Here is a 22910-nt window from a genome sequence, read left to right on the forward strand (position 1 = left end):
GCAATGGATTTCTCACGGGTTCAGCTGGCCGATGACGACCAGGCCTTCCTCGAAGAGGCACGCGATTTCCTGCGTACGCACGTCACCGAAGACGTGATTCGGCGTGACCGCGAGACGGGCGACAACTTCGACGAGGCCGTGCACCTCGCGCTCGGCGCCGCGGGATACCTGGCCAAAGAGTGGAAGCCGGAGTCCGAGGGCGGTTTCAACCGCGTCCGACGCCGCATCTGGGAACTGGAGAAACGCCGCGCGCACGTGCCATGGGTGACGTCAGGCACCACCGCGATGATCGCGCGATCGGTGGAAAAGTTCGGCTCACCGGAACTGAAGGCGGAAGTGATGCCCGGCGTATTCAGCGGACACATCCGGCTGTGCCTCGGCTACACCGAACCCGAAGGCGGCTCGGACGTCGCGACATGCAAGACCCGCGCGGTGCGGGAAGCGGATGGGTCAAGCTGGATTATCAATGGTTCCAAGATGTTCACCACCGGCGCGCACAACTGCCAGTACGTCTTCCTGATCACCAACACCGACCCCGACGCGCCAAAGCACAAGAGCCTGACTATGTTTCTGGTCCCGCTCGACTCGCCGGGCATCGAGATCCAAGGCATCCGCACGGTGGACGGCGACCGCACCAACATCGTCTACTACAGCGACGTCCGCATCGACGACAAGTACCGATTGGGTGAGGTCAACGACGGTTGGACGGTGGTGCGGGAACCCCTCAATGTAGAACACGGCGCGGTCGACGCCGCTCCCGACGGGTTGCAGGACGTGTCGATCATGATGCATCAGGCCGGCTTCATGGCGGCGGCGGTCGACAAGACCGCGGCCAAGGTCGCCGAACCCGATCCCAACGGCCGCCGCCTGATCGATGACGCATCGGTGGCATATCGACTGGGCCGCAGCGTGGCCCGGATGGAAGCGTCGCTGTCAGCGTCGTCCATCTTCGGCCGGGTGGCGCTGGCACAGACGATGCGCGACATCTCGCCGGACCTGATGGACATACTGGGCACCGCGGCGTCGCTGCCCGTCGGCACCGATGGTGCCGCGGACGACGGAGCGTCGGAATACGTCTACCGCTTCGCACCGCTGGTCGGCATCTACGGCGGCACCCTCGAGGTGTTCCGGAACATGATCGCTCAGTATGTGCTGGGGCTGGGCAAGCCGGCTTACGCACCGCCCGCGCAGCAGGCTTCCTGACGGGAGCAGTCGCAAGGTGATCGAAATCGCCGGCGCTTCCGGGCTTTTCGCGTCTACTCGCGGGGGTCAGGTGGTCAAGATTGTTGCCGCGGCGGTGCCGGGTGCGCCGTACAACTGGGAGAATGCGACCTTTGGGTCGCCGGGCACCTGGCGATCGCCCGCCTCGCCGCGCAGTTGCCGGACGATCTCGTGGATCTGCCGCAGCCCTGACGCGCCGATCGGTTCACCGTTGGCGATCAGCCCGCCGTCGGTGTTGACGGGCATCGCGCCGTGGATCTCGGTGGCGCCGTCGGCCAGCAGCTTCTCCTGTTCGCCATCGGCGCAGAAGCCGCACTCGGCCATGTGGATGATCTCGGCGCCAGCGTCGGTATCCTGCAGTTGGATCACGTCGACGTCTTCGGGTGCGACGCCGGCCTTTTCAAAGGCGGCCTTGGCCGCGTACACCGTCGGCGATACGTCCTCGTCGACGGGCGCGAACGTCGTGTTCACCTCGTAGGCACCGTATCTGCGGGTGCGGACCTCGACGGCTCGCAGGTATACCGGCTTCGAGGTGTAGCGGTGCGCGATGTCCGCACGGCACATGACCACCGCTGCGGCGCCTTCGTCGGGCGCACAGAACATGTACTGCGTCAGCGGATAGTTCAGCATCGTCGAGTTGAGGATGTCGTCCTCGGCGATCGGTTTGCGCCGGAACGCGTTCCGATTGAGCGCACCGTTGCGGAAGTTCTTCGCAGCCACCTTGGCGAGAGATTGCTGTGAGATGCCGTGGTCGTTGAGGTACCGGTTGGCCTTCATGCCGAAGAATTGTGTGGTGAGGTACTGGCCGTTCTCGGCGTACCAGCGCGGCATGCCCACCAGGGCCGGATCCTCGGTGAACGCGCCGCGGGGGTGCTTGTCGAGGCCGACGGCGATGCCGATGTCGTAGTCGCCCAACCGAATTCCGTCGGCGCACGCCTTGGCAGCGCTGGCCGCGGTCGCGCATGCGTTGAACACATTGGTGAAGGGGATACCGGTCAGTCCGACCATGCCGACGATCGCATCAGGGTTGGCAACCGTCCAACTACCGCCGGTGGCGAACTGGATATCGCCCCACTGCACGCCGGCATCCGCGACGGCGGCGAAGATCGCGTCGACCCCCATCTGCATCGCCGACTTGCCCTCGAAGCGGCCGAACGGGTGCAGGCCCACGCCGATGATGGCCACGTCGTACATCCGAGTCCCTCCTCAGAGCCGCTGAAGAAGCCAACTGTAAACGTTACAGTATCAAGCCTGCGGTTCGATGATGGCGCGGAGCCGCTCTGCCGGGAACACAGACGCGCCCGCGTGTTGGACGCGGGCAGACAGTGTGCGATCGGAAGTGGCGACGCAGACCTGTTCGGGCTGGGCGTCGGCGCATACCAGTCGGACGATCTCGTCATCGGCCGAGTTCGGGGCCGGCCGTGGCGCATGCCGAACTGCGATCACCGCCGACTCGATCGGTGGCGACGGCGGCTGCTCGAAGACCACGGTCACGTCGGCATGTTCGGTGGCTGCCCACTGCTCGAGCCGTTCCACCAGAGTCGCCATCGCGCGGCGGCGGTCTCGCCACCAGCCGTCGGGCCGTGACCCGATCACGTTCATGCCGTCGACGATCCACCGCACCCACCCAGGCTAGGCGGTCGGCGGCGTTTGGCGACGAAACGGCATTCCAGTACGGAAAGTTCGAGTAGAGGCGTGCTGGAATGCCGTTTCGGCGAAGGCTAGGCGATGGCGCCGGAGTTCTTGAGCTCCTCGATCCGGTCCCAGTCCATGCCCATATCCATCAACACCAACTCGGTGTGCTCGGATGCCTGGGGAGCGCGCGTCGTCTCCAGCGGTTCGTGGTTGAACTGCACCGGGCCGCGAACGACTTTGAACGGCTTACCGCCATCGCTCGCCTCGACTTCGACGATCATGTCGTTGGCGATCGCCTGCTCATCGGTGCTGAGGTCGGTGAAGCTCTGAAACGGTGCCCACTGCCCCTTCATCGTCTTCAGGTGCTGACGCCAGTATTCGAATGGCTTGCTGCGGACCTGCTCTGCAATGAGTTCGACTGCGGCGGAAGCATTCTCGATCAGCGGAAGCACGTCGGAGAATCGCGGATCGTCGGCCAGTTCGGGCAAGCCGAGATGGTCGAACGCGTCGCGGATGTAGCCGGTCGGGCTGACGATGCACAGGTTGATGGTGCCGCCATCCGACGTCAGATAGTTGCCCATGAACGGATTCACCGTCGGGCCTGCCGCCCCTGGCATTATGGAACGCATCGTCTCGCCGGTCTCCATTCCTTGCGTCATGCTGGCGCCGCCCGCCCACCAGGCAGTGCTCAACAGCGAAACATCCAGTTCGACCGCCTCGCCGGTGCGGTCCCGGTGAAACAGCGCCGCTGAGATCCCGCCGGCGATGAACATGCCGCCGATCGAGTCGCCGAACGCTGGAATGCCTTGTGACAGCGCGCCTCCCAGACCTTCGGGCGTCAAAGCGTGCCCGACGCCGCTACGTGTCCAGAACGCGGTGCCGTCGAACCCTCCGGTGTCGCGTTCGGGTCCCTTGTCGCCGTAAGCGCTGCCGCGGGCGTAGATGATGTTCGGGTTCACCGCGCGGATGTGCTCGACGTCGAACTTGTTCTTCTGCCGCTGGGCGGGCATGTAGTTGGTAAGGAACACGTCGGCGGTCTTGGCGATCTCGTAGAGCACCTCCTGTCCGCCTGGCGTCGAGACGTCGATCCCGACGCTGCGCTTACCGCGATTGGGGTGCTCGATCAGCGGATGCCGATTCGGGTCCAGTTGGAAGCCACCCATGTTGATGAACCCGCGCTGGGTATCGCCACGGACCGGATGCTCCACCTTGATGACGTCTGCGCCCCAGTCGGCCAGGATCGCTCCAGCCGCGGGGACGAACGTGAACTGCGCGACTTCGAGGACCCGCACGCCCTCCATCACCTTGATCAAGTGAAGCCTCTTCCCACTCGTTGAAGTAACCTACTGTAATAGTTACAGTTGATCGTCCCGCGAGGTCCGATTGTACGAGGTGACAGGGTGAGCACCACCGAGAATCGGGTAGAACGGACCGAGACCAGCGTCGAGGTGGGCGACCGCGCCGCGACGCCTTGCAGGCGCTGTCATGTCGCGGTCGACGGAACGTGGAATGAGCATCGCGCGACGTGTCCGCACTGGGTCGTTCGGCGTCAACGGCGGCATGTTCTACGGCGCCGACGCGCCGTTCGGCGGCTACCAGAACAGCGGTGTCGGTCGGCAGTGCGGAATCGAGGGCTTCCAGCAGTATCTCGAGACCAAGACCATCGGGTGTCGAACGCCCCGAAAGAGCTAGGCCGCAACGTCGAACGTCACCGGGATCGCCGTCGGCGACCGGAATGGATGCCCCCATATCTGCGGGCAGGTATCGGTGGCCAAGCGGATGTCCGACAAGCGGGTCAGCAAGCCCTCCAGCGCCACCCTGGTCTCCATCCGAGCCAGGTGTAGGCCCATGCAGGTGTGCTCACCGGCTGCAAAGGAGATGTGCGGCAGTCGCTTTCGGAAGATGTCGAATTCCTCCGACCGCTCCCATCGGCGTTCGTCCCGGTTCGCCGATCCGATCGCGACGTCGATCACCGCGCCCTTGGGAATTCGCACTCCCTCGACTTCGGTTTCCTCCGCGGCGTACCGCTGTACCACCGTCAGCGGGGTCTCGTAGCGCAGCCCCTCCTCGATTGCGGGCGCGATCAACCCGGGGTCGGTCTGCACGGCGCGGAACTGATCGGGATGGGTGAGCAACAAGAACAGCAGGTTGCCCGACGAGCGATAGGTGGTCTCGAGGCCCGCGGGCAGCAGGAGTCGCAAGAACGAGTAGATGGCCTCGTCGCTGAGCTTCTCGCCGTCGATCTCGGCGGTCACCAGATCGCCGATGATGTCGTCCGTCGGCTTGGAGCGGCGCAACTCGATCTGTTGCAGGAAGTAATCTTTCAGCGCTGCGGACGCCTCGAAGGCACGCTTGTACTTGACGGTGTAGCTGATCAGTTCGACCGCCCGTTTACGGAACCAGGGCAGGTCTTCTTCCGGCAGGCCGAGCAACTTCGAGATCACCCTGGTGGGGAACTCCATGGTGAAGTCGCGGACCAGGTCCGCCTCACCAGCCTCGATGAACTCGTCGATCAGTTGGTGCACCACGGGCCGGACGATCTCGGGCTCCCATCGCAGCAGTGATTTCGACTTGAAGGCCGCAGACACTAAATTGCGGTGTTGCCAATGCTTTTTGCCTTCCATCGCGAGGATGGTGGGCCCGATGAAAAGGCCGATGGTGCTGTCGTAGATGTGCGAGTTGAACACCTTGCCGTCGCGGAAGACACGGTTGACCGCTTCGAAGGACACCGCCGCGTACAGTTGCTCGGGCATCATCGATTCCGGCGTCCTGGACCAGTCCATCACGCTGCCCTTGAACACGCCGGGCCCCCGCCGCCGTTCGGCGAACAGCGGGTACGGGTCACGAAGCAGGTCGAACGTCTCGTCGGCCGTGGCGTCGTGCGCCGAGCTTTCCACCGCTGATCTCCCGCGTCATTGAACGGACAGGCACCCAGCTGATAATACTGTAAAGGTTACAGTAGTACGATCAAAGGTAGGAGTGCCTGCCTCAGGCGTCGCCGCTGACGGCTTGCTCGCGCGCCCAACGGTAGTCGGCCTTGCCCGCGGGACTGCGCTCGATGACAGGCCGGAACACCACGGCTTTCGGCAGTTTGTACCGAGCGATCGAGGCCGACGCATGCTCGATCAGCTCCTCGGCCGTTGCGCTGGCGCCGTCCACCAGCGCGACGATCGCGACCACCTCCTGGCCCCACCGCTCGCTGGGCCTGCCTGAGACGACGACGTCGGCGACTGCGGGGTGCGACAGCAGCACGGACTCGACCTCCTCGACGAAGATCTTTTCGCCGCCCGAATTGATGGTCTGCGACTCCCTGCCGAGAAGTTCGATGCCGCCCTCGATCAGGTGACGGGCGCGGTCGCCAGGTATCGAGTACCGCACCCCGTCGATGACGGGGAAGGTCTTGGCTGTCTTGGCCGCATCGCCCTTGTAGCCGAGCGGGACGAACCCGCGCTGAGCCAGCCAGCCGATGCCGTCATGGCCCGGTTCGAGGATGGCGTCGAGGTTCTCCGCCGCCACCTTGGTGTCGGGCCCCGCGTTGAACCTGCCCGTGGACACCGCGCCCGGGGTCGACATGTGGCTCATTTGGATGCCGGTCTCCGAGGAGCCGACACCGTCCATCACGATCAGGCCCGGTTTGACGTCGATCAGTCGCTGTTTGGCGGTGGGTGTCAACAACGCACCGCCGTTGGCGACCACGGCCAGCGACGACACGTCGGCCGAACCGCGTTCGATCGCGTCAGCGAGTGGCCGGGCCATCGCGTCGCCGACCACCTGCACCGTCATGACCTGCTCCCGCTCGACAGTTCGGACCACCTCGTCGGCTTCGAAACGCTCTGGGGCAGAGGAAAAGACGACCGTCTGGCCCGTGGTGAGCGCGGTCATGACGGCCCACTGCGCGGCACCGTGCATGAGTGGCGGAAGGGTGAAGATCTTGGTGCCGGGATTCCCCGCGACGCGGTCGGCGATGTCGTCATAGGACGCCGCCACGTCACCCGTGTACATGTTGCGACCCCCGAACGACGTCATGAAGATGTCGTGCTGGCGCCACAGCACACCTTTCGGCATCCCCGTCGTGCCGCCGGTATACAGCACGTACAGGTCGTCGGGGGAGGGCTCGACCGGCGGAAGCTTGACCGGTCCGGACGCCACGATCGACTCGTAATCCACTGCGCCGTGCACCAAGTCGTTGCCGGAGTTGTCGGCGATCTGGATGAGCACTCGCAGGCGGGGCAGGTTGGGAAGGACTTCGGCGACCCGCGGTGCGAACGCCGCGTGATACAGCAGCGCGGTGGCACCCGAATCGGCGAGCAGATAATGCAGTTCGTTCTTGACGTAGCGGTAGTTGACGTTGAACGGGGCGACCCTGGCCCGCCACGAGCCGAGCATCCCTTCGACGTACTGCGGCCCGTTGTAGGCGTAGATGCCCAGCAGATCCTGGCCGACCTCGTGGCCGGCGAGTTCGGAGCGTTCGGTGTGACAGCCCAGCCCGCGGGAGTGTAGGTAGGCCGCGAGGCGGTTGGAGCGTTCGACAGTCTGCGCGAAGGTGTACCGGCGATCGCCTTGAATGATGAACTCCCGATCGCCGATCGCCGCGGCGACCGCGTCGGCAGCGGCGGGGACGGTGAATTGTGTCGTGGAGTCAGACATCGTGCCTCTCAGGGCTGGTGCGGGAGCAGTTTGATCATCAGGCCGTTGGCCTCGGATAGTACGTTGCCCGCCGAGTCGGTCATCGCCGCCCTGACGACCAGCTTGCGGTCCTCCACGCGGTCGATCCACGCCCTTGACGACAACACCTCGTCAGTGGGGGTTACTCGCCGGTAGTCGACGTGCAGGAACGCCGTTCGGCTGTCGGGCCGTCCGGCGGCGGAGACCACCATGCCGAAATGCCAGTCGTAGAAGAGCGGTATGACACCGCCGTGCACGGCGCCGTTGCCGCCGACGTGGAAGCGGGTGAAGTGCCCGCGCATGGTGACCTCGTCGGGGCTCGACTCGACCACCTGCCACGGCGGCATGAGCGGATGGCCGTTGCCGGGAAGGTCGGTGGCCCGTCCCGCGGGTGCGACGCCCTCGGGTGCGCTGTGCTTCTCGAGTCGGGCGCAGACGTCTTCGATATGCGAGGCCGCGTCACTCCACACCGACCTGTCGGGGTCCGCGGCTACCGCGATGTCTTGCAGTCGGCGCATCGCTGCCATGAACCGGGCCATCTCCGGTGTCGCCTCGAGCGGTGTGACCCTTGCGAATTCGCGGATGCCGTCCTCGGTATCGGTCATGTCCACGCCTCGATGAGGTCGTCGGTGGTGGTGAGGGTGGCGAGCAGCGACAGCGTGTTGTCGACGACCGATGTCGCGTACTCGGTGGGGATTCCAGCGACCGCATCGCGTGGTACGACGACGCGGTAAGCAAGATTCACCGCGTCCATGACGAGGTTCGTGATCGCGACGTTGACCGAGACGCCGACGGCGACGATCGTCGAGACGCCCAGGTTGCGAAGCGTCGCGTCCAGGTCCGTGCCGCCCATCGGTCCGATGCCGTGGGACCGCCGCAACACCACATCGGTTGGCGCAGGGCCGAGTTCGGGTAATAGCGACGCACCGGCGCTGCCTGGGGCGATGTCGACACCGCTTCCGATGGTGAAGATCTTTGCGTTGTGATTGGCGCCCAGTCCGTCGGGCCGCCGCTGCACCAGGCAGTGCACGATCTTCACGCCTGCGTCGCGGGCGGCGGGCAGCAGGCGTGCGATGTTGGGCACGGCTACCCGACGCGCTTCCTGTGCAAGAACCGCCAGGCCGGCGTCGGGGCCCACGACCGCGCCTTGACATTCCTGCGTGACGATCGCGGTGTGCGCCGGCGCCGCGATCTCGGCGAGCGTCTTGGTCATGCGGTCGCGGGAACTTCGTAGAACTGTGTCGCCCACTTGCGAATGGCCATATAGGGTTTCGCGTCGACCTTGGACAGTGCGGGTTGCTCGACGTACTCCTGATGTCGCCAGATGTTGAGGTCATCCCATACGGTGCCCATGAACTGGCGCTCGACCTGTGCGCGCACCGAATCGGGCGGAACGTCCGAGGTATCGCCGGGAAGCCGTGGCCACCAGATCGAATAGAACATATCCGAGAACCCGTCTTCGACGGGCGTGCAAGCGAAGATCAGACGATGGTTCGACGAGCCCTCGAAAGCACTGATCGCGAAGCCGAGACCGGAGAAGTGACTGTGGATGTAGAGCGCCATCTTGTCCCGATCGTCGCTGCGAACGTCGGGCCAGCCGGTCAAAAATCGCCACTCCTCGTTGACCGCTTCCCACTCGAGACATACCGGCGTCACCGTCGCACCGTGCACATAGTGGAAATGCGCGCTGTCGGGCCCGTTTTCGGCGACGATCTGTGGGTGCACCGGCTCGCGTTCGGCGCGGCTGGAGAACTCCGGGTACGGGCGGTAGTACGCATCGGGGTCCGTCGGGAACTGCGGAAACTTCGCGAACAGATCAGGCATGTCCCACCGCGGTTCCGCCCCGTCGGGGTGATGCCAGATGAACACACAGCCGTATTGTTCGACGACGGGATACACACGAAGCCGCAGCGCCTTGTTCGCCCGGTCCGGTTGATAGGGGATGTACCGGTTGGTGCCGTCGGGTCCCCACCGCCAACCGTGGAAGGGACACTCGACGCAGTCACCGACCACCTTGCCGCCATGGCCGATGTGCGCGCCGAGGTGCCGGCAATGACCGGAGAGCACGTGCAGTTCGCCGGACTCATCGCGATAAGCGACCAGGTCCTCACCGAAGTACCGAAGAGGCCGTACGTCCCCGACACCGAACTCCGCCGACCAGCCGCCCATGAACCAGCCGGTTACCTTCCAGGTGAAAGGGACTTTCACGGGCGGCCGCCTCTGGGTTCCGTCGGATACTAAATTGATTACAGTATAGATTTCCGCACGGGGCAAGCAGGGCGGGCGGTGGGTCGGGGAACGTTGGTCGTGATGCGTCCGTCCCCAAACAGGCTGCCGGTCAGCAAAATTGGTCGCCCACTTGATTTTCGCCCGACCTACGGTAGCGTAGGTTACGCAGTCGTAGGTAAGTGACGGAGAGTCTCGATGACGACAACGCAAGCGGCATTGCTCACTGAGCTGGAACCAGCGGTAGAGGCCAATCTGAATCGCCACCTCGAGATGGCGAAGCCCTGGAATCCGCACGACTACGTCCCGTGGAGTCGCGGGCGCGATTTCGCGTTACTGGGTGGGCAGGACTGGACGCCTGCCGATTCCCAACTCGACGAGGTTGCCAAGGCGGCGATGTTCGTGAACCTGCTGACCGAAGACAATCTGCCGTCCTACCACCGCGAGATCGCGGTGCGCTTTGGGCGCGACGGCGCTTGGGGCCAGTGGGTCGGTCAGTGGACGGCCGAAGAGGGCCGCCACAGCATCGCGATCCGCGACTATCTCGTCGTCACCCGCGGTGTCGATCCGGTGGCTCTCGAGCACGGTCGTATGGTGCACACGGCCGCCGGCTACGATTCGGGTGACAAGTCACCGATCGAGGCGCTGGCTTATGTGTCCTTCCAGGAACTGGCGACGCGAATCAGCCACCGCAACACCGGTCGGGCGTCTGGATGTCCGATCGCCGAACAACTACTCACGCGCATCGCGACCGATGAGAACCTGCACATGGTGTTCTACCGAAATCTGGTGAACGCCGCGCTCGACATCGCGCCGAACGTGACGATGAAGGCGATCGCTCGCGAAGTGATCAACTTCCAGATGCCGGGCAGCACCATGCCAGGCTTCGCCGAGAACGCGCTGGTGATCGCGAAAGCGGGGATCTACGACCTGCGATCACATCTGGACGACGTCGTGCGGCCCGTGTTGCGCTTCTGGCGGGTGTTCGATCGCGAGGATCTCGACGGCGAAGGCGCTCGCGCCCGAGACGAACTGGCGGCGTTCCTGGATCTTGTCGAGGAGAAGGCCGCCTACTACGACCGGCGTCGCGAGGAACGACTGGTCGCCTCGGCGGGGTAGGCCGGGCAGTTCCGTGCCCGACGCCCAGCGTGAGTGGATCGAACACACCACATCGCTGGTGGCGCCGACTGTGCTCGTGCACCCGACGTGCAACTCCTGGTACAACGGCGGCAACGTACCGGGTGAGAAGCGGATGTACATGGGCTATACGGCAGGGATCCCCGAGTACCGACGCCAGTGTGACGAGATCGCGGCCGCCGGATACACGGGCTTCGAGCTTGGGTAGCGCGATGGGGGTGTTCGAGCGGGTATGGGCAGCGGGCCACGAGTTCACCGGCCTGCCACCGGAGACGAATTCGGCGCTACGGTTCGAGGACTGGAACCCGCTGTCGCGTAATGGTGCTCGCGTACTCGGCGAGGTGTTGCTGGACGAGATGGCGCTGACCGGAATGAAATTGGCGGCGCCACCGCCGAAGCCGGAATGCTCGGAGCAGGCGTGTGCTGCGACGGCGGACGAACCGGCCGCGTTGAGCACCGGCGCACATGGGGATCCGGAACCGTTGTGCGTCAAGTCGATTCGCGAGCTCCGGTTCGGAGCGCTGCGTTACGAACGGCTGGCGTTCGAACACACGCCTGCCCTCCCGCGGTCGCTGGCCGTGGAGGGCCTCGCAGAGGCGGCCACCGCGTGGTGCATCTGTGTCGAAAGGGCGACGAGCAGCGGCCGTGGCTGGTGTGGGTGCACGGCGCAGGTCAGGGGCAGTCCGCTCGACCTGGTGGTCTAACGGCGTCCGAGCGTTTTCTGCGGGGGCTCAGCGCGGAAGCCGGCCGCCGATCGTGCGGGTGACTTGCTCGGCGTAGCCGACCAGCAGGTCGATCCATGCCTCGCATTGTGATTGCGGCATGCGCACCGTCGGCCCGCTGATCGTGATGGCGCCGAGAATGTCGGCCGCCGCGTCGAACACTGGGGCGGAAAGACCTGACGCCGAATCTTCGCGCTCGCCTGTCGTAATCGCATAGCCGTCGGCCTTGGCCTGTGCGATCAACTTACGCAATTCGTCGGGACTGGTGACCGTCCCGTCGGTCATCGGTTCGAGCGGAGCGGCTAGGACCTTGTCGGCCAGATCGGGATTCCAGGCCAGCAGGATCCGCGACGCCGATCCGACGTGCAGCGGAATGACCTTGCCCACGTACATGTCCCGGCGTAGCGCATGATGCGTTTCGGCCACCGCGACGCACACCCTGAAGTTCTGTTCGACCTTGAAGAAGCAGGCGGTCTCACCGGTCTTGTCCCGGATCTCCTTGAGCACAGGGTTGACCACCGCCAGGACGTCGAGGTCCTTCAGCGCGGTGGCGGCCCAGTACGACATCCGCACACCGATCCGGATCCGATCACCTGTCCTGTCGAGCAGACCCTGCGCGACCATGTTGCTGACCAGGCGCTGGACGGTCGAGGTGGGCAACCCAGTCGCCTGCTGGATCTCGCCCAGCGACATATCGGGATGGGACAGCGAGAACGCATCGAGGATCTCGGTGATCTTGCCGAGCACCAGCAATGGTTGCTGCTTGGTCGATGCGGCGTCTTCGGTTGCCATGCCGAGAATCTACCCGCGGTCGATGACCCATTCGAACGCCTTGGCCTTCGAACGCGCGCCCTGCGCGGTCCGCGACCGGTTCGGCTCGCCGAGTTCGGAGAGCAGTTTCTCGGAGATGTCCACGATGGACGCCAGCGTGGCAGGCGTGAACCAGTCCGGGCGGGTCGCGAACAGTAGGTCTTCGGTGCTGGTGTTGCCGCTGGCGCCGGGTGCGAACGGACAACCGCCGAGACCGCCGAGCGAACCGTCGACCATGGTGGCGCCCGCATCGATCGCGGCGAGCGTGTTCGCCACGCCGAGACCCCAGGTGTCGTGTCCGTGAAAGACGATGCGGCGCTGCGGAGTCCAGGCCTTGAGCGTCGCGATCAGATCAGTGACCTGCGTGGGGATGGCCTGTCCGAGAGTGTCGCACACGACGGTGTCGTCGGCCCCCGCGGTGCGCGGGTCAGCGGCGATCCCGATCACCCGTTCAGGACTGATCTGGCCCTCGAACGGGCACGTGAACGCCGTCGCGATGCACAACTGGATGGTCCCGCCGACCTCCCTGGCGATCCGCACAGCATCGGGCATGGCCGCGACGCTGTCCTCGGTGCTGCGCCCGATGTTGGCCTTGTTGTGAGAGTCCGATGCGGAAAAGCAGTACTGAAATCTCCGCGCGCCGGCGGCCGCCGCCTTCTCGACGTGCCGCGGTGTCGCCACCCAGATCCAACAACGCTCGAGTTCGTCGGCGGTCAATGCCGCGACGACGTCGAGCGTATCGGCAAGCGGCGGAACGAGGTCCGGTCGCGCCATCGACCCGATCTCGAGCGCAGGAACTCCGAGCGCCAGCAACTCTCGGACGATCTCCACCTTTCGCTCGGTGGGCAGCGTTTTCGCGGTCAGTTGCAATCCGTCGCGCAATGTCACGTCGCGCAGTTCGGCGCGCGGGGTGTACGGGCGTGGCGTCATGTCAGCGCTCCTATCTCGTCGTCGCTGAGCCCGAGCACCAAGGAGAGCACCTCACGGGTGTGCTCGCCGAGGTCGGGTCCGACGTTGCGGATCGGCAGCGACGCACCACCGATCACGGGGACGATGCCGGGAAAGCCGACCGATTTCGGCTGCGCCTCCCCGGTGTCAACGTCGAAGTGCTGGATCATGTTTCGCGCCTCGTACTGCTCGTCGGCGCAGATGTCGGCGGCGGTGTAGATGGGTCCGGACGGCACCCCCGCCTCGTCGAGCAGCTTGAGGGCTTCGTCGCGGTCGTGTCGGCTGGTCCACTGCCCGATCGCGGCGTCGAGTTCATCGCGTCGGCGCCAGCGGCCCGCATTGGTCTGCAGGTCGGGATCGTCGGCGAGGTCGGGCCTTCCGATGGTGTGCATGTAGCGCTGGAAGATCGCGTCGCCGTTGCCTGCCACGATGATGTTGGTGCCGTCGGCGCAGGGGTACGCGTTACTGGGCGCAATGCCTTCCATCCGCCCGCCGACGCGTTCGCGTGTGACGCCGTAGGCGAGGTAGTCGGGCACCAGCGATTCCATCACCGACAGCACGGACTCGTTCAACGCGACGTCGATGATGCGTTGCGGAAGTGGAACTTTGACGCGCTCACGCTGAAACAGCGCCATCACGGTGCCGAAGGCGGCATAGATGCCTGCGATCGAGTCACCGATGGACACCCCGGTACGCACCGGCGGCCGGTCCGGGTCACCGACCAGTTCCCGCAGCCCGCCGAAGGCTTCAGCCACCGCGGCGAACCCGGGCCGCTGCGCCAGGGGACCGGTCTGGCCGAACGCCGAGATGCGGGTGATCACCAGATCAGGGTTGACGCGATCGAGTTCTTCGGGGCCGAGCCCCCACTTTTCCAGCGTGCCAGGGCGGAAGTTCTCGAGCAGCACGTCGCAGTGTCGGATGAGGTCGAGCACCAGTTGCCTGCCGCGCTCGGTCTTCAGGTCCAGCACGACCGACTTCTTGTTGCGATTGATGGTGCGGTAGAGCATCGAAGTGTCCCCGGAGTACAACCTCCAGTTGCGCAGCTCGTCGCCGGTCAGTGGGCGCTCCACCTTGATGACCTCGGCACCGAAGTCGGCCAGCATCCGGCCCGCCGTCGGGGCGGCGATGTAGTTGCCGAGCTCCAGCACCCGAACGCCGGCGAGTGGACGAATATCGTTGGTGTTCAATATTTTCCCTTGAGTCTTAGTGGAGCAGCGCGTTCATCGACAGGATGAGCAGAATCGCCACGACCGATGCGACCGATGCTCCGACGGTATTCGTCTTCAATGCACCGCGTGTCGACTGACCCAACAGTGACTGCAGCAGCCAAAACGTATTGCTGGTGACGTGCACGGCGAAGAGCGAGCCGGCGCCTGCGGCCAGCGCGATCAGCACCGGGTCCAGCCCGATGACCGGTGCCACCGGCGCGAGGATGCCTGCCGATGTGATCGCAGAGATCGTTATGGAGCCGACCGCTACGTGCAAACCCGCGGCGATGAGCCACACCATTAGCAGTGGCGCTGCAGTGGTGGCGGTGAAGTAGTGGCCGAGGATGTCGCCGAGCCCAATTGCCTTGATCGTGGCGGCCAGTGAGCCGCCCACCCCGGTCAGGATCAGAATCTGTCCGCTCTCCTTGAACCCGGAGGCGATCGCGTGCTGAATCTGCTCGCCACCAAGCGCTCGGCGGCCGACGAAGCTGGTGCCGATCAGGCCGATCAGCAGGGCGATGACGGGGGAGGAAAGAAACTTCACGATCGGGTTGTGAATATCGGCCGCATCGAGAATTGCGCCCAAAGCGATGAGTACCAAAGACGTCAGCATCGGTGCGAACAGCACGACCAGCGCTGGCTGGGTACGGGTCACAGTGGCTTTCCTGGTGGCAAGGCCGCCGCCAGAAGGCTCTTGACCCTCAGTCGAATTGGCGCTGTCCGAAGTATCCGCGCCGGCTTCGGTATCTTCGCCGAGGAACTCCTGCTCATCGCGGTCCGGGTTCCACCAGCCGCGATTGAACAGGAACGACATGATCGTCACGGCGATCGTAACGGTGGGTATTACCAGCAGCACACCGAACAACAGCATCTTGCCCAGTGGTACGCCGAGCAGACCTGCCAGGCCAAGCGCGCCGACGCTTGGAACCGTCAGAGCGACGCCGCAGTCCAGGCCGATGGCCATGGCCGTGGCCATGTGCGCGGTTCCGTTTTTCCCGATCGTCCTGGCAAGGCTGCGAGCAAGCGGTGCCGAGATGACGACCAGCACATCGACATAGATGGACTGAAGCAGTGTCGCAATCGTCAACGACATGGCATGGGGCATGCGCTTCGGTCCGACGAGCCTTATCAGCGTCTGCACGAGACGCTCGATGGCGCCGGTCTCTTGCAATATCGCGCCCATCAACACACCGAACGCGATCAGCAGGCCCACCTCGGCCATGATGTCGCCGAAGCCTTTCATGATCGCGTCGATGGTCTTCTCGACGCCAATGCCGGCCGTCAAGCCGAGGTAGGCGGAGCCAACCACCAACGACACGACCGGGTTGAACTTGAAACGCACGATCATCACGACCACCGCGATGATCGCGACCGCGGTGTTGACGACGACTGCGGTATGTGACATGAAGTGGCCCCTTTGCACGTTCTGCTTGGTATGAGTCACCACGGGCCACTCGGTGTGTGACCTACGACGCATCCACATTATGAGCACACGCTCACGATATAAGCAACACTGCAGGTCGGCGACCCCGTGACCTGGCGTTATGTGCGGAAAACAAAGCCGTCGGTCCGTGTGACTGGTGGCGCCACGTAGCCGATCAGCAAGCGGACGTTTTGCGCGGGATACACGGCAGAATCCGAAGTCTGCAACCGCGGCTACGAGTAAAGGGGTTCGGCAGTGATGCGAGTGCTCGACGAGTTGGGCTACTACTTGCTGGCCGGTGGGGGCGGCGAGGGGCCTGCCACGCTGATGGACGAGGCTCGCCGCGGTGAGGAGATGGGCTTCGGCACCGCGTTCATCTCGGAGCGATGGAACGTGAAGGAGGCGTCATCGCTCGTCGGCGCCGCCTGTGCGGTCACCAACCGTATGCGAATCGCCACCGCGGCAACGAATCACAACACCCGACACCCGCTGATCACCGGCTCGTGGGCGACCACGATGCATCGTCTCTCCGGCGGACGGTTCACCCTCGGCCTTGGCCGCGGAGTCGCGGCGATGTACGCCGCGTTCGGTATCCCGGCGGTGACCACGGCGCAGATGGAGGACTTCGCCAACGTCATGCGGCGACTGTGGCGCGGCGAGATGATCTTCAACCACGACGGACCGATCGGCAAATACCAGGTGCTGTTCCTCGATCCCGATTTCCGCGAGGACATCCGGTTGGCCCTCGTGGCGTTCGGTCCTCAGACGCTGGCGCTGGGCGGGCGAGTCTTCGACGACGTCATCCTGCACACCTACTTCGCGCCGGACACGGTGCAACGCTGTGTGAAGACGGTGAAGGACGCCGCGGAGAAGGCGGGCCGCGATCCCGACAGCGTGCGGGTGTGGTCCTGCTTCGCGACCGTCGGTGACCATCTGCCCGAAGAACTGCGGTTGAAGAAGACCGTGGCCCGATTGGCGACTTATCTGCAGGGCTACGGTGATCTGCTGGTGAAGACCAACGGCTGGGATCCCGCTGTGCTACAACGCTTCCGAGACGACGCCGTCGTCACCTCGATCCCCGGCGGCATCGACCATAAGGCCAGCGCAGAGCAGATCGAGCACATCGCCGGGTTGATCCCCGACGAATGGCTGGAGCCGTCGGCCACCGGGTCACCGCGGCAGTGTGTCGAGCGGATCCGCAAGGAGTTCGACTATGGCGCAGACGCGGTTATCATGCACGGCGCCACTCCCGACGAACTCGAACCGATCGTCGACGCCTACCGCGCGACCCGGTGATTCGTGTGCGAATAGAGCGGTGAGCGCGCGGAAACGCAGACAAATCACGGAAAAATGAGGGCGCGGGACACTGGTTCCGCGGCCGCCTGCCTGGCGTAGATACCGCGTTGCAACGCTGACAGCAGCGCATCGCGTGTCTCTTCGGGATGAATGAGGTCGTCGAAACCGAGATGGCCGGCCGACCGGAACGACGCTTCGACCTCGGCTTTGCGCAGTCTCGCTTCGACGTCTTCGGCGGCATGCGAGGCCCTGCTCAACGCGGCAGCGCTCATGGCTCCCATGGTGGCGCCGGGGTAGGCGAACGTCGCGCTCTGATTGTCGAAACCCAACAGCGACATCACCATTGAACCGAAACCGTAGGCCTTGCGCAGTGTCACATGCAACTTCAGTGTGGTCGCCGCCGTCTGCGCGGCGAACATCCTCGCGCCGCTGCGCAGTACCCCGCTCTGCTCGGACCGACTGCCAGGCAACATGCCCGGGTTGTCGGCGAGGAACACGATCGGCAGATGAAAAGAGTCGGCCACCATGATGAAATGCGCTGCCTTGTCGGCGGCGTCGGCGTCGATGGAGCCGGCGATCACCTTGGGCTGGTTGGCGACCACCGCGACGGGATGTCCGCCGAGATGGGCGAGCGCGCAGATGATCGCCGGCCCGAACTTGGGTTGCACCTCGAACCAGCCGCGGGTGTCGAACACCACGTCAAGGACGGCGCGCATATCGTAGACGCGGCGGTTGCCGCGGGGGACTATGTCGAGCAGTTCGGGTGTCGATCGCGGTTCGGCCGCTTCGTCTTCGGGTAGCGACGGCGGATACGACCATGCGCTCGGCGGGAAGTACGACAGGTATCGGCGGATGTCGTCGAGCACCGCTTCGTCGTCCTCGGCGAGGTTGTGGATCACGCCGCTGGTCAGCGCGACGCCGGGGCCGCCCAGATCTTCCTTCGAAATGTCTTCGCCTGTCGACTCTTTCACCACTGGCGGACCGGCCGTGAAGATCGCACCTTGGCGACTCATGATGGTGAAGTCGCACACCGGTGCCACCAGTGCCCCGTGGCCTGCCGACGGGCCGAGTAGTCCGCCGACCATCGGAACCTTGCCGGAGCACCGCGCCTGCGCAAGCAGGTCGGTGGGCGTGCGGCCGTAATGCTCGCCGCTGGGCCGGAAGCCGGCGCCTTCGAGCAGCATGATCAGCGGGATCCTGTCGCGTAACGCCAACTCCGCCAACCGGTAGCGCTTGGCGTTTCCGCCGGGCCCGATACTGCCAGCCAACGTGGTGAAGTCCTCAGCGCCGACCATCACCGGCGAACCGTTGATCAGCCCTGAGCCTGCCACGATTCCGTCTGCCGCGATGTCGCCGCCGACGAGTGTGCCGAACTCACGAAACGAGCCCTTGTCGAGAAGACGCTCGAGGCGGGCACGGGCGTCGAGTTTGCCCTTGCCGTGATGTTTGGTGAGTCGATCGGTGCCGCCCATCGCACGGGCATGTTGACGGCGGCGGGTCAGTTCATCGAGCGTGCTGTCCCAATCGTCAGCCTTAGTCATGCCTCGACTCCTCCTCGCTCATTCCTCACTCGTTGTCGTCTGCAGAAGTCATGCGCCACTGTCGTCAGAAGGCGATCGTCCCACCGGCATGTTCGCGTTGACCATACTGAATTGCTTACTGTAGCGTCGGCGGCTATGGGTAGCGACGGCGGCCTCAGGGTCGACGCGGCCGTTGCCGGCGGACTCACCCGCGTCGCGCAGGCGGCAGGCACACTCGAGCAACGAGGCTACGACTGCTGTTGGACCGCCGAGATCAACCACGACCCCTTCTTACCGTTGGTGCTCGCCGCGGAGCACACCACCCGAATCGAGTTGGGCACCAGCATCGCTGTGGCCTTCGCGCGCAATCCCATGACAGTGGCCAACATCGGGTGGGATCTGCAGGAGTTCTCGAGCGGCCGGTTCATCCTCGGACTCGGCTCACAGGTGCAGGCCCACATCGAGAAGCGGTTCAGCATGCCGTGGGGCCAGCCCGTGAACCGGATGCGTGAGTTCGTACTTGCGTTGCAGGCGATCTGGTCGTGCTGGCGCGACGGCACGAAGTTGAGCTTCGAGGGGGACTTCTACACCCACAAGATCATGACGCCGATGTTCACCCCCGATCCGCAATCGCACCCGTTTCCAAAGGTGTTTGTCGCGGCCGTCGGTGAGGCAATGACCGAGATGTGCGGTGAGGTCGCCGACGGCGTGCTCGCCCACGCGTTCACCACCAAGCGGTACTTCGAGCAGGTCACCATTCCCGCGTTGATGCGTGGTATCAAGCGCTCCGGACGGCAGCGTGGTGAGTTTCAACTGTCCGCGCCGATCTTTGTGGTGACGGGGGATACCGAAGAGCAGTTGACCACGGCGTCGGCGGCCACGCGCAAGCAGATCGCGTTCTACGGGTCGACGCCGGCCTACCGCACGGTGCTCGAACTGCACGGCTGGGGAGATCTGCACACCGAATTGCACCGGCTGAGTCTGCAGGGTGAGTGGGACGCGATGGGTGCGCTCATCGACGACGAGATGCTCGAAGCGTTCGCGGTGGTCGCGCCGCTCGATACGGTGGCGAGCAAGATCCGCGAACGGTGCGACGGGGTGATTGACCGTGTGCTGGTGGGATTTCCGTCGTCGGTGACGGAGGACACTGTGATCGCCCTGCTTGGCGAGATACGCGGCCAGCCCGTGAGGAGTCGCCCGTGAGCGTGCCGGCGATGCACGAAGCCGCCAAGGTGTTCGCCGACCCGCCGGCGTACACCGACGAAGCGAAACTGCATGCGGCCCTCGCGCATTTGCGCGCCCACGCCCCGGTGGCACGGGTCGAGGTGCCGTCCTACCGGCCGTTCTGGGCGATCACCAAGCACGCCGACATCATGTCCATCGAGCGCGATAACGCCTTGTTCACCAATGCGCCACGGCCGGTGCTGATGACGGAGGAGGCCGACGAACAGCAGGCAGCGATCGGCATCAACACGCTCATTTACATGGACGACTCGCAACACCGGGTGGTGCGGGCCAACGGCGCGGACTGGTTCCGGCCGAAGGCGATGCGCGCGTTGAAGGTTCGCGTCGACGAGCTCGCCAAGCGGTTTGTGGACAGGATGGCGCAGGCGGGTAACGAGTGCGACTTCGTCCAGGAGGTCGCGGTGAACTACCCGCTGTACGTGATCATGTCGGTGCTCGGCCTGCCTGAAGAAGACTTCCCGCGGATGCTCAAGTACACCCAGGAGATGTTCGGCGACAATCTTCGTCGGCGGACTCAAGCACTTGCCGATTCGCTACGCGCTGAGCTGATTCACCTCACGTTGGCAGCGGGATCCAGATCCCGAAGAACCAGAAACCCCATTGTTTGCGCACCGGGTCCCAGACTGGTTGCACATTGAAACCGCAGTAGTCGAAGTCTGGCAGAGGCGGTGCGTCGTACGCCGGCAACGGCCCGAGGTACGGCGGCCTTGGTGGCGGGCCGTGACCCCATGGCGGCAGACCGTCACCCCACGGAGCGCCATGAAAATGACCGTGCCAGTTGCTGTCGTTCGGATCCCACGGTGGTTGCCAGTTATGACCGTCGTCTGTACCTGATCCGTGATGGTCAGGGCCTCCCGGTGTTCCGGGATCGTGCGGCGCGCCGGCAGGTGCGGGCCCGGTTGGCGCGTCCGGTCTGCCGGCTGTGGCTGGGACGTCGGGCCCGCCGGGCGCAGTGGGATTGATGGGGCCGCTTGGTGTTTCGGGGCCGCCCGGTCCGGCTGGTGCCGCCGGCGCGGCCGGCGTGACGGGCCCGCTCGGCGCGGCTGGTGCTGCCGGTGCTGCGGGCGCGGCTGGGGTGTCGGGTCCGCTCGGCGCGGCTGGTGCTGCCGGTGCTGCGGGGGCACTTCCGCCGCCGCCGGAGTCGCTGGGAAAGAGCGGACTGGCGCCACCGCCGAAGCCGCCGCCACCACCGAAAGACCCTCCGCTGGAGCCGCCGCTGAATCCACCGCCGCTGCTGGAGCCGCCGCTGAATCCTCCGCCGCTGGAGCCGCCACCGCCGCTGGAGCCGCCACCTCCGCTGGAGGCGCCTCCGCCGCCGGCAAGGGCCGGACCGCCAGGAATACGGAATCCGCCGGGATCAGGCATGGCATTCGCGATGCTTGACCCGAAGCCGATTCCAGTTGCGGTCAGAACGCAGGTGATCGCTGCCCCGGTCACCATGTGGATGAGCTTCAAAGTTGGCCTTTCTCCGAGTCCTTAGTCGCTTTCGCGCCACACGCGAAGGTAGGAACGCGGATTATGAGCCAGCTATGCGCTCAATCTCAGTGTGCTGCCAGGTCGATCCTCGCGAACATGAACTTGACAGGAAACCCCAAGGCCGCCGTGAGGGTCAGTTCAGTTGCTGCGAAGCAGAAGTCCGAAGGAGCGGCCGCCCCGGGCACAGGGGCGGCCGTCCTCCCTTCGGGTCAGATCGGGAGTGGAATCCAGATCCCGAAGAAATAGAAACCCCATTGGTTGTAGCCGGGGTCCCAGATCGGCTGTTCCTGGAAGCCCCAGTAGTTGATCGGCGGAGGCGGTGGCCCAAACGGATCCGGTAACGGTCCGTCCCACGGAGGAGGTGGCGGGGCGCCCCATCCCCACGGTGGCAAATCGTTGCCCCACGGCGCGTTGTGGAATCGGCCGCGCCAGTCGTTGTCTCCCGGATTCCACGGTGGTCGCCAATCGTGGTGGTCCGGTCCGCGGAAGTCGGGCCCGCCCGGATTGTGGAAGTCCCCTGGGGGGCCACCGGGTCCGCGGAAATCGCCTGGGCCACCTGGTCCTCCCGGTCCGCGGAAATCGCCCGGGCCACCGGGGCCGCCGGGTCCACGGTCCTGTGGCGGACCACCGGGTCCACGGTCCTGTGGCGGGCCACCGGGGCCGCCGGGTCCGCGGTCCTGTGGGGGACCGCCGGGTCCGCGGTCCTGTGGCGGACCGCCGGGTCCGCGGTCTTGCGGCGGACCACCGGGTCCACGCTCCTGCGGCCCGCCTGGACCGCCACCCGGACCACCGCCACATTGCGCTCCTGGCACCGGACTGCAGGGTGCGGCGTTCGCAACGCCTGCGCCTAGACCGATTCCGGTGATGCCGAGAGCGCAGCTGATCACTGCGCCAGCGATCGCTTGTTTGAAGTTCATTCCTGGCCTTTCGCGCGTCGAGAGACGCCCCAACCCGAACGCGAGGTTATGTAGGCATCCTAAGAGCGAGCTATGTGGCCAGTAGCAATCTGCTGGGCGCCACCTCAGCGTGGCGCATTGGTCCTGTCCAACTGCGCCTGCAGCGTGTTGGCGCCGAGACTGGAGTCCTTCTTGCCGTGGGAGAGGGCGCGGATGGAGACGTCGTGGCCTTCGGCGGCTTTGCGGAGTGCGCCGACGGTGGCCTGCTCCTTCGAGATGTGCGTGAAGGGATCCCAGTGATACCAGCGCATGGCGTTTTCGAAGGTCATCTTGTTGACCTCGTCGTCAGGCACGTTGTTGTCAGTCAGCACCTCGTGGAGCTGTTCCGGCGCGCCCGGCCACATGGAGTCGCTGTGTGGGTAGTCGGCTTCCCAGCAGATGTTGTCGATGCCGATCTCGTTGCGCAGCTTGACGCCCACCGG

At 65.0% G+C, this 22910-nt stretch carries 21 protein-coding genes and 3 pseudogenes; 9 read left to right on the forward strand and 15 right to left on the reverse strand.

Features of this window, described 5'->3' with window-relative positions; all coding sequences use genetic code 11:
• The first annotated feature begins 3 nt into the window (after positions 1–3).
• Positions 4–1203 carry an acyl-CoA dehydrogenase family protein gene (locus A5724_RS32085; RefSeq protein ID WP_067812098.1) on the forward strand — a complete coding sequence of 400 codons (1200 nt, stop codon included), beginning with the start codon at positions 4–6 and terminating at the stop codon, positions 1201–1203.
• Between the two features lie 66 nt (positions 1204–1269).
• Here A5724_RS32085 and A5724_RS32090 read toward each other — a convergent pair whose 3' ends face one another.
• The 3 genes from A5724_RS32090 to A5724_RS32100 form a co-directional block, all read right to left on the reverse strand.
• Positions 1270–2415 carry a thiolase family protein gene (locus A5724_RS32090; RefSeq protein ID WP_067812100.1) on the reverse strand — a complete coding sequence of 382 codons (1146 nt, stop codon included), beginning with the start codon at positions 2413–2415 and terminating at the stop codon, positions 1270–1272.
• 51 nt (positions 2416–2466) lie between these two features.
• Positions 2467–2844 carry an NYN domain-containing protein gene (locus A5724_RS32095; RefSeq protein ID WP_067812102.1) on the reverse strand — a complete coding sequence of 126 codons (378 nt, stop codon included), beginning with the start codon at positions 2842–2844 and terminating at the stop codon, positions 2467–2469.
• 98 nt (positions 2845–2942) lie between these two features.
• Complete coding sequence (locus A5724_RS32100) at positions 2943–4157, reverse strand: CaiB/BaiF CoA-transferase family protein (protein ID WP_067812137.1); 1215 nt, start codon at positions 4155–4157, stop codon at positions 2943–2945.
• Positions 4158–4326: 169 nt separating this feature from the next.
• Between A5724_RS32100 and A5724_RS32105 the strand changes: the two are divergent.
• Positions 4327–4548 (forward strand): annotated as a pseudogene (locus tag A5724_RS32105) (aldehyde dehydrogenase family protein); the annotation flags it as partial.
• Here the strand turns inward: A5724_RS32105 and A5724_RS32110 are convergent.
• The 5 genes from A5724_RS32110 to A5724_RS32130 form a co-directional block, all read right to left on the reverse strand.
• Complete coding sequence (locus tag A5724_RS32110; protein WP_067812106.1) at positions 4545–5753, reverse strand: cytochrome P450; 1209 nt, start codon at positions 5751–5753, stop codon at positions 4545–4547. The pseudogene A5724_RS32105 and the gene A5724_RS32110 overlap by 4 nt on opposite strands.
• Before the next feature lie 91 nt (positions 5754–5844).
• Positions 5845–7503: an acyl-CoA synthetase gene (locus A5724_RS32115; RefSeq protein ID WP_067812108.1), complete on the reverse strand. Its 1659-nt coding sequence runs from the start codon at positions 7501–7503 to the stop codon at positions 5845–5847.
• An 8-nt stretch (positions 7504–7511) separates the two neighbouring features.
• Positions 7512–8126 carry a PaaI family thioesterase gene (locus A5724_RS32120; RefSeq protein ID WP_067812139.1) on the reverse strand — a complete coding sequence of 205 codons (615 nt, stop codon included), beginning with the start codon at positions 8124–8126 and terminating at the stop codon, positions 7512–7514.
• Positions 8123–8734 carry a cysteine hydrolase gene (locus A5724_RS32125; protein ID WP_067812110.1) on the reverse strand — a complete coding sequence of 204 codons (612 nt, stop codon included), beginning with the start codon at positions 8732–8734 and terminating at the stop codon, positions 8123–8125. Before A5724_RS32125 ends, A5724_RS32120 begins: the two co-directional genes overlap by 4 nt.
• On the reverse strand, positions 8731–9729 hold the full coding sequence (locus A5724_RS32130) for an aromatic ring-hydroxylating dioxygenase subunit alpha (RefSeq protein WP_067812112.1): 999 nt from the start codon (positions 9727–9729) through the stop codon (positions 8731–8733). Before A5724_RS32130 ends, A5724_RS32125 begins: the two co-directional genes overlap by 4 nt.
• A 216-nt stretch (positions 9730–9945) precedes the next feature.
• On the opposite strand from A5724_RS32130, the gene A5724_RS32135 reads away from it, so the two are divergent.
• The 3 genes and pseudogenes from A5724_RS32135 (at position 9946) to A5724_RS32145 (ending at position 11588) form a co-directional block, all read left to right on the forward strand.
• Positions 9946–10866, forward strand: a complete 921-nt coding sequence (locus A5724_RS32135) for an acyl-ACP desaturase (protein WP_067812114.1) — start codon at positions 9946–9948, stop codon at positions 10864–10866.
• A 22-nt stretch (positions 10867–10888) separates the two neighbouring features.
• Positions 10889–11092, forward strand: a pseudogene (locus A5724_RS32140) (cyclohexanone monooxygenase); the annotation flags it as partial.
• A gap of 4 nt (positions 11093–11096) precedes the next feature.
• On the forward strand, positions 11097–11588 hold the full coding sequence (locus A5724_RS32145) for a hypothetical protein (protein ID WP_067812118.1): 492 nt from the start codon (positions 11097–11099) through the stop codon (positions 11586–11588).
• Between the two features lie 27 nt (positions 11589–11615).
• Here the strand turns inward: A5724_RS32145 and A5724_RS32150 are convergent, their stop codons facing one another.
• From A5724_RS32150 to A5724_RS32165, 4 genes are read right to left on the reverse strand one after another with little or no spacing between them, the layout of a single operon-like run.
• The gene (locus A5724_RS32150; RefSeq protein ID WP_067812120.1) at positions 11616–12398 is read right to left on the reverse strand and encodes an IclR family transcriptional regulator; all 783 of its coding nucleotides are present in this window, start codon (positions 12396–12398) and stop codon (positions 11616–11618) included.
• 9 nt (positions 12399–12407) lie between these two features.
• Positions 12408–13346 carry a hydroxymethylglutaryl-CoA lyase gene (locus A5724_RS32155; protein WP_067812122.1) on the reverse strand — a complete coding sequence of 313 codons (939 nt, stop codon included), beginning with the start codon at positions 13344–13346 and terminating at the stop codon, positions 12408–12410.
• A complete protein-coding gene (locus A5724_RS32160; RefSeq protein ID WP_067812124.1) occupies positions 13343–14551 on the reverse strand; it encodes a CaiB/BaiF CoA-transferase family protein in 1209 nt (402 codons plus the stop codon). The genes A5724_RS32155 and A5724_RS32160 overlap by 4 nt, the downstream gene beginning before the upstream one ends.
• Positions 14552–14567: 16 nt before the next feature.
• A complete protein-coding gene (locus tag A5724_RS32165; RefSeq protein ID WP_067812141.1) occupies positions 14568–15977 on the reverse strand; it encodes a GntP family permease in 1410 nt (469 codons plus the stop codon).
• A 276-nt stretch (positions 15978–16253) separates the two neighbouring features.
• Here A5724_RS32165 and A5724_RS32170 point away from each other — a divergent pair, with 276 nt between their 5' ends.
• Complete coding sequence (locus A5724_RS32170) at positions 16254–17291, forward strand: TIGR03857 family LLM class F420-dependent oxidoreductase (RefSeq protein WP_067812126.1); 1038 nt, start codon at positions 16254–16256, stop codon at positions 17289–17291.
• Between the two features lie 44 nt (positions 17292–17335).
• On the opposite strand, the gene A5724_RS32175 is transcribed toward A5724_RS32170, so the two are convergent.
• Positions 17336–18832 (reverse strand): acyl-CoA carboxylase subunit beta, encoded by a 1497-nt coding sequence (locus A5724_RS32175; RefSeq protein WP_067812128.1) that lies wholly within the window; start codon positions 18830–18832, stop codon positions 17336–17338.
• A gap of 135 nt (positions 18833–18967) precedes the next feature.
• Here A5724_RS32175 and A5724_RS32180 point away from each other — a divergent pair, with 135 nt between their 5' ends.
• The 3 genes and pseudogenes from A5724_RS32180 to A5724_RS34865 all read left to right on the forward strand — a co-directional run bounded on the left by A5724_RS32180 (position 18968) and on the right by A5724_RS34865 (position 21536).
• Positions 18968–20014, forward strand: coding sequence for an LLM class F420-dependent oxidoreductase (locus tag A5724_RS32180; protein WP_067812130.1), 1047 nt, complete (start codon positions 18968–18970; stop codon positions 20012–20014).
• 11 nt (positions 20015–20025) lie between these two features.
• A pseudogene (locus A5724_RS32185) lies at positions 20026–20554 on the forward strand (cytochrome P450); the annotation flags it as partial.
• Positions 20555–20978: 424 nt separating this feature from the next.
• Positions 20979–21536 (forward strand): hypothetical protein, encoded by a 558-nt coding sequence (locus A5724_RS34865; RefSeq protein WP_156752549.1) that lies wholly within the window; start codon positions 20979–20981, stop codon positions 21534–21536.
• A 205-nt stretch (positions 21537–21741) separates the two neighbouring features.
• On the opposite strand, the gene A5724_RS34060 is transcribed toward A5724_RS34865, so the two are convergent.
• Together A5724_RS34060 and A5724_RS32195 are read right to left on the reverse strand one after the other, a co-directional pair.
• Positions 21742–22449 (reverse strand): chitin-binding protein, encoded by a 708-nt coding sequence (locus A5724_RS34060; protein ID WP_156752550.1) that lies wholly within the window; start codon positions 22447–22449, stop codon positions 21742–21744.
• Between the two features lie 104 nt (positions 22450–22553).
• Positions 22554–22910: amidohydrolase family protein (locus A5724_RS32195; protein ID WP_156752551.1), on the reverse strand; the 357-nt coding region annotated here is incomplete at its 5' end.

Origin of the sequence: Mycobacterium sp. ACS1612, from assembly GCF_001667505.1 — a bacterium.
Lineage (GTDB): Bacteria > Actinomycetota > Actinomycetes > Mycobacteriales > Mycobacteriaceae > Mycobacterium.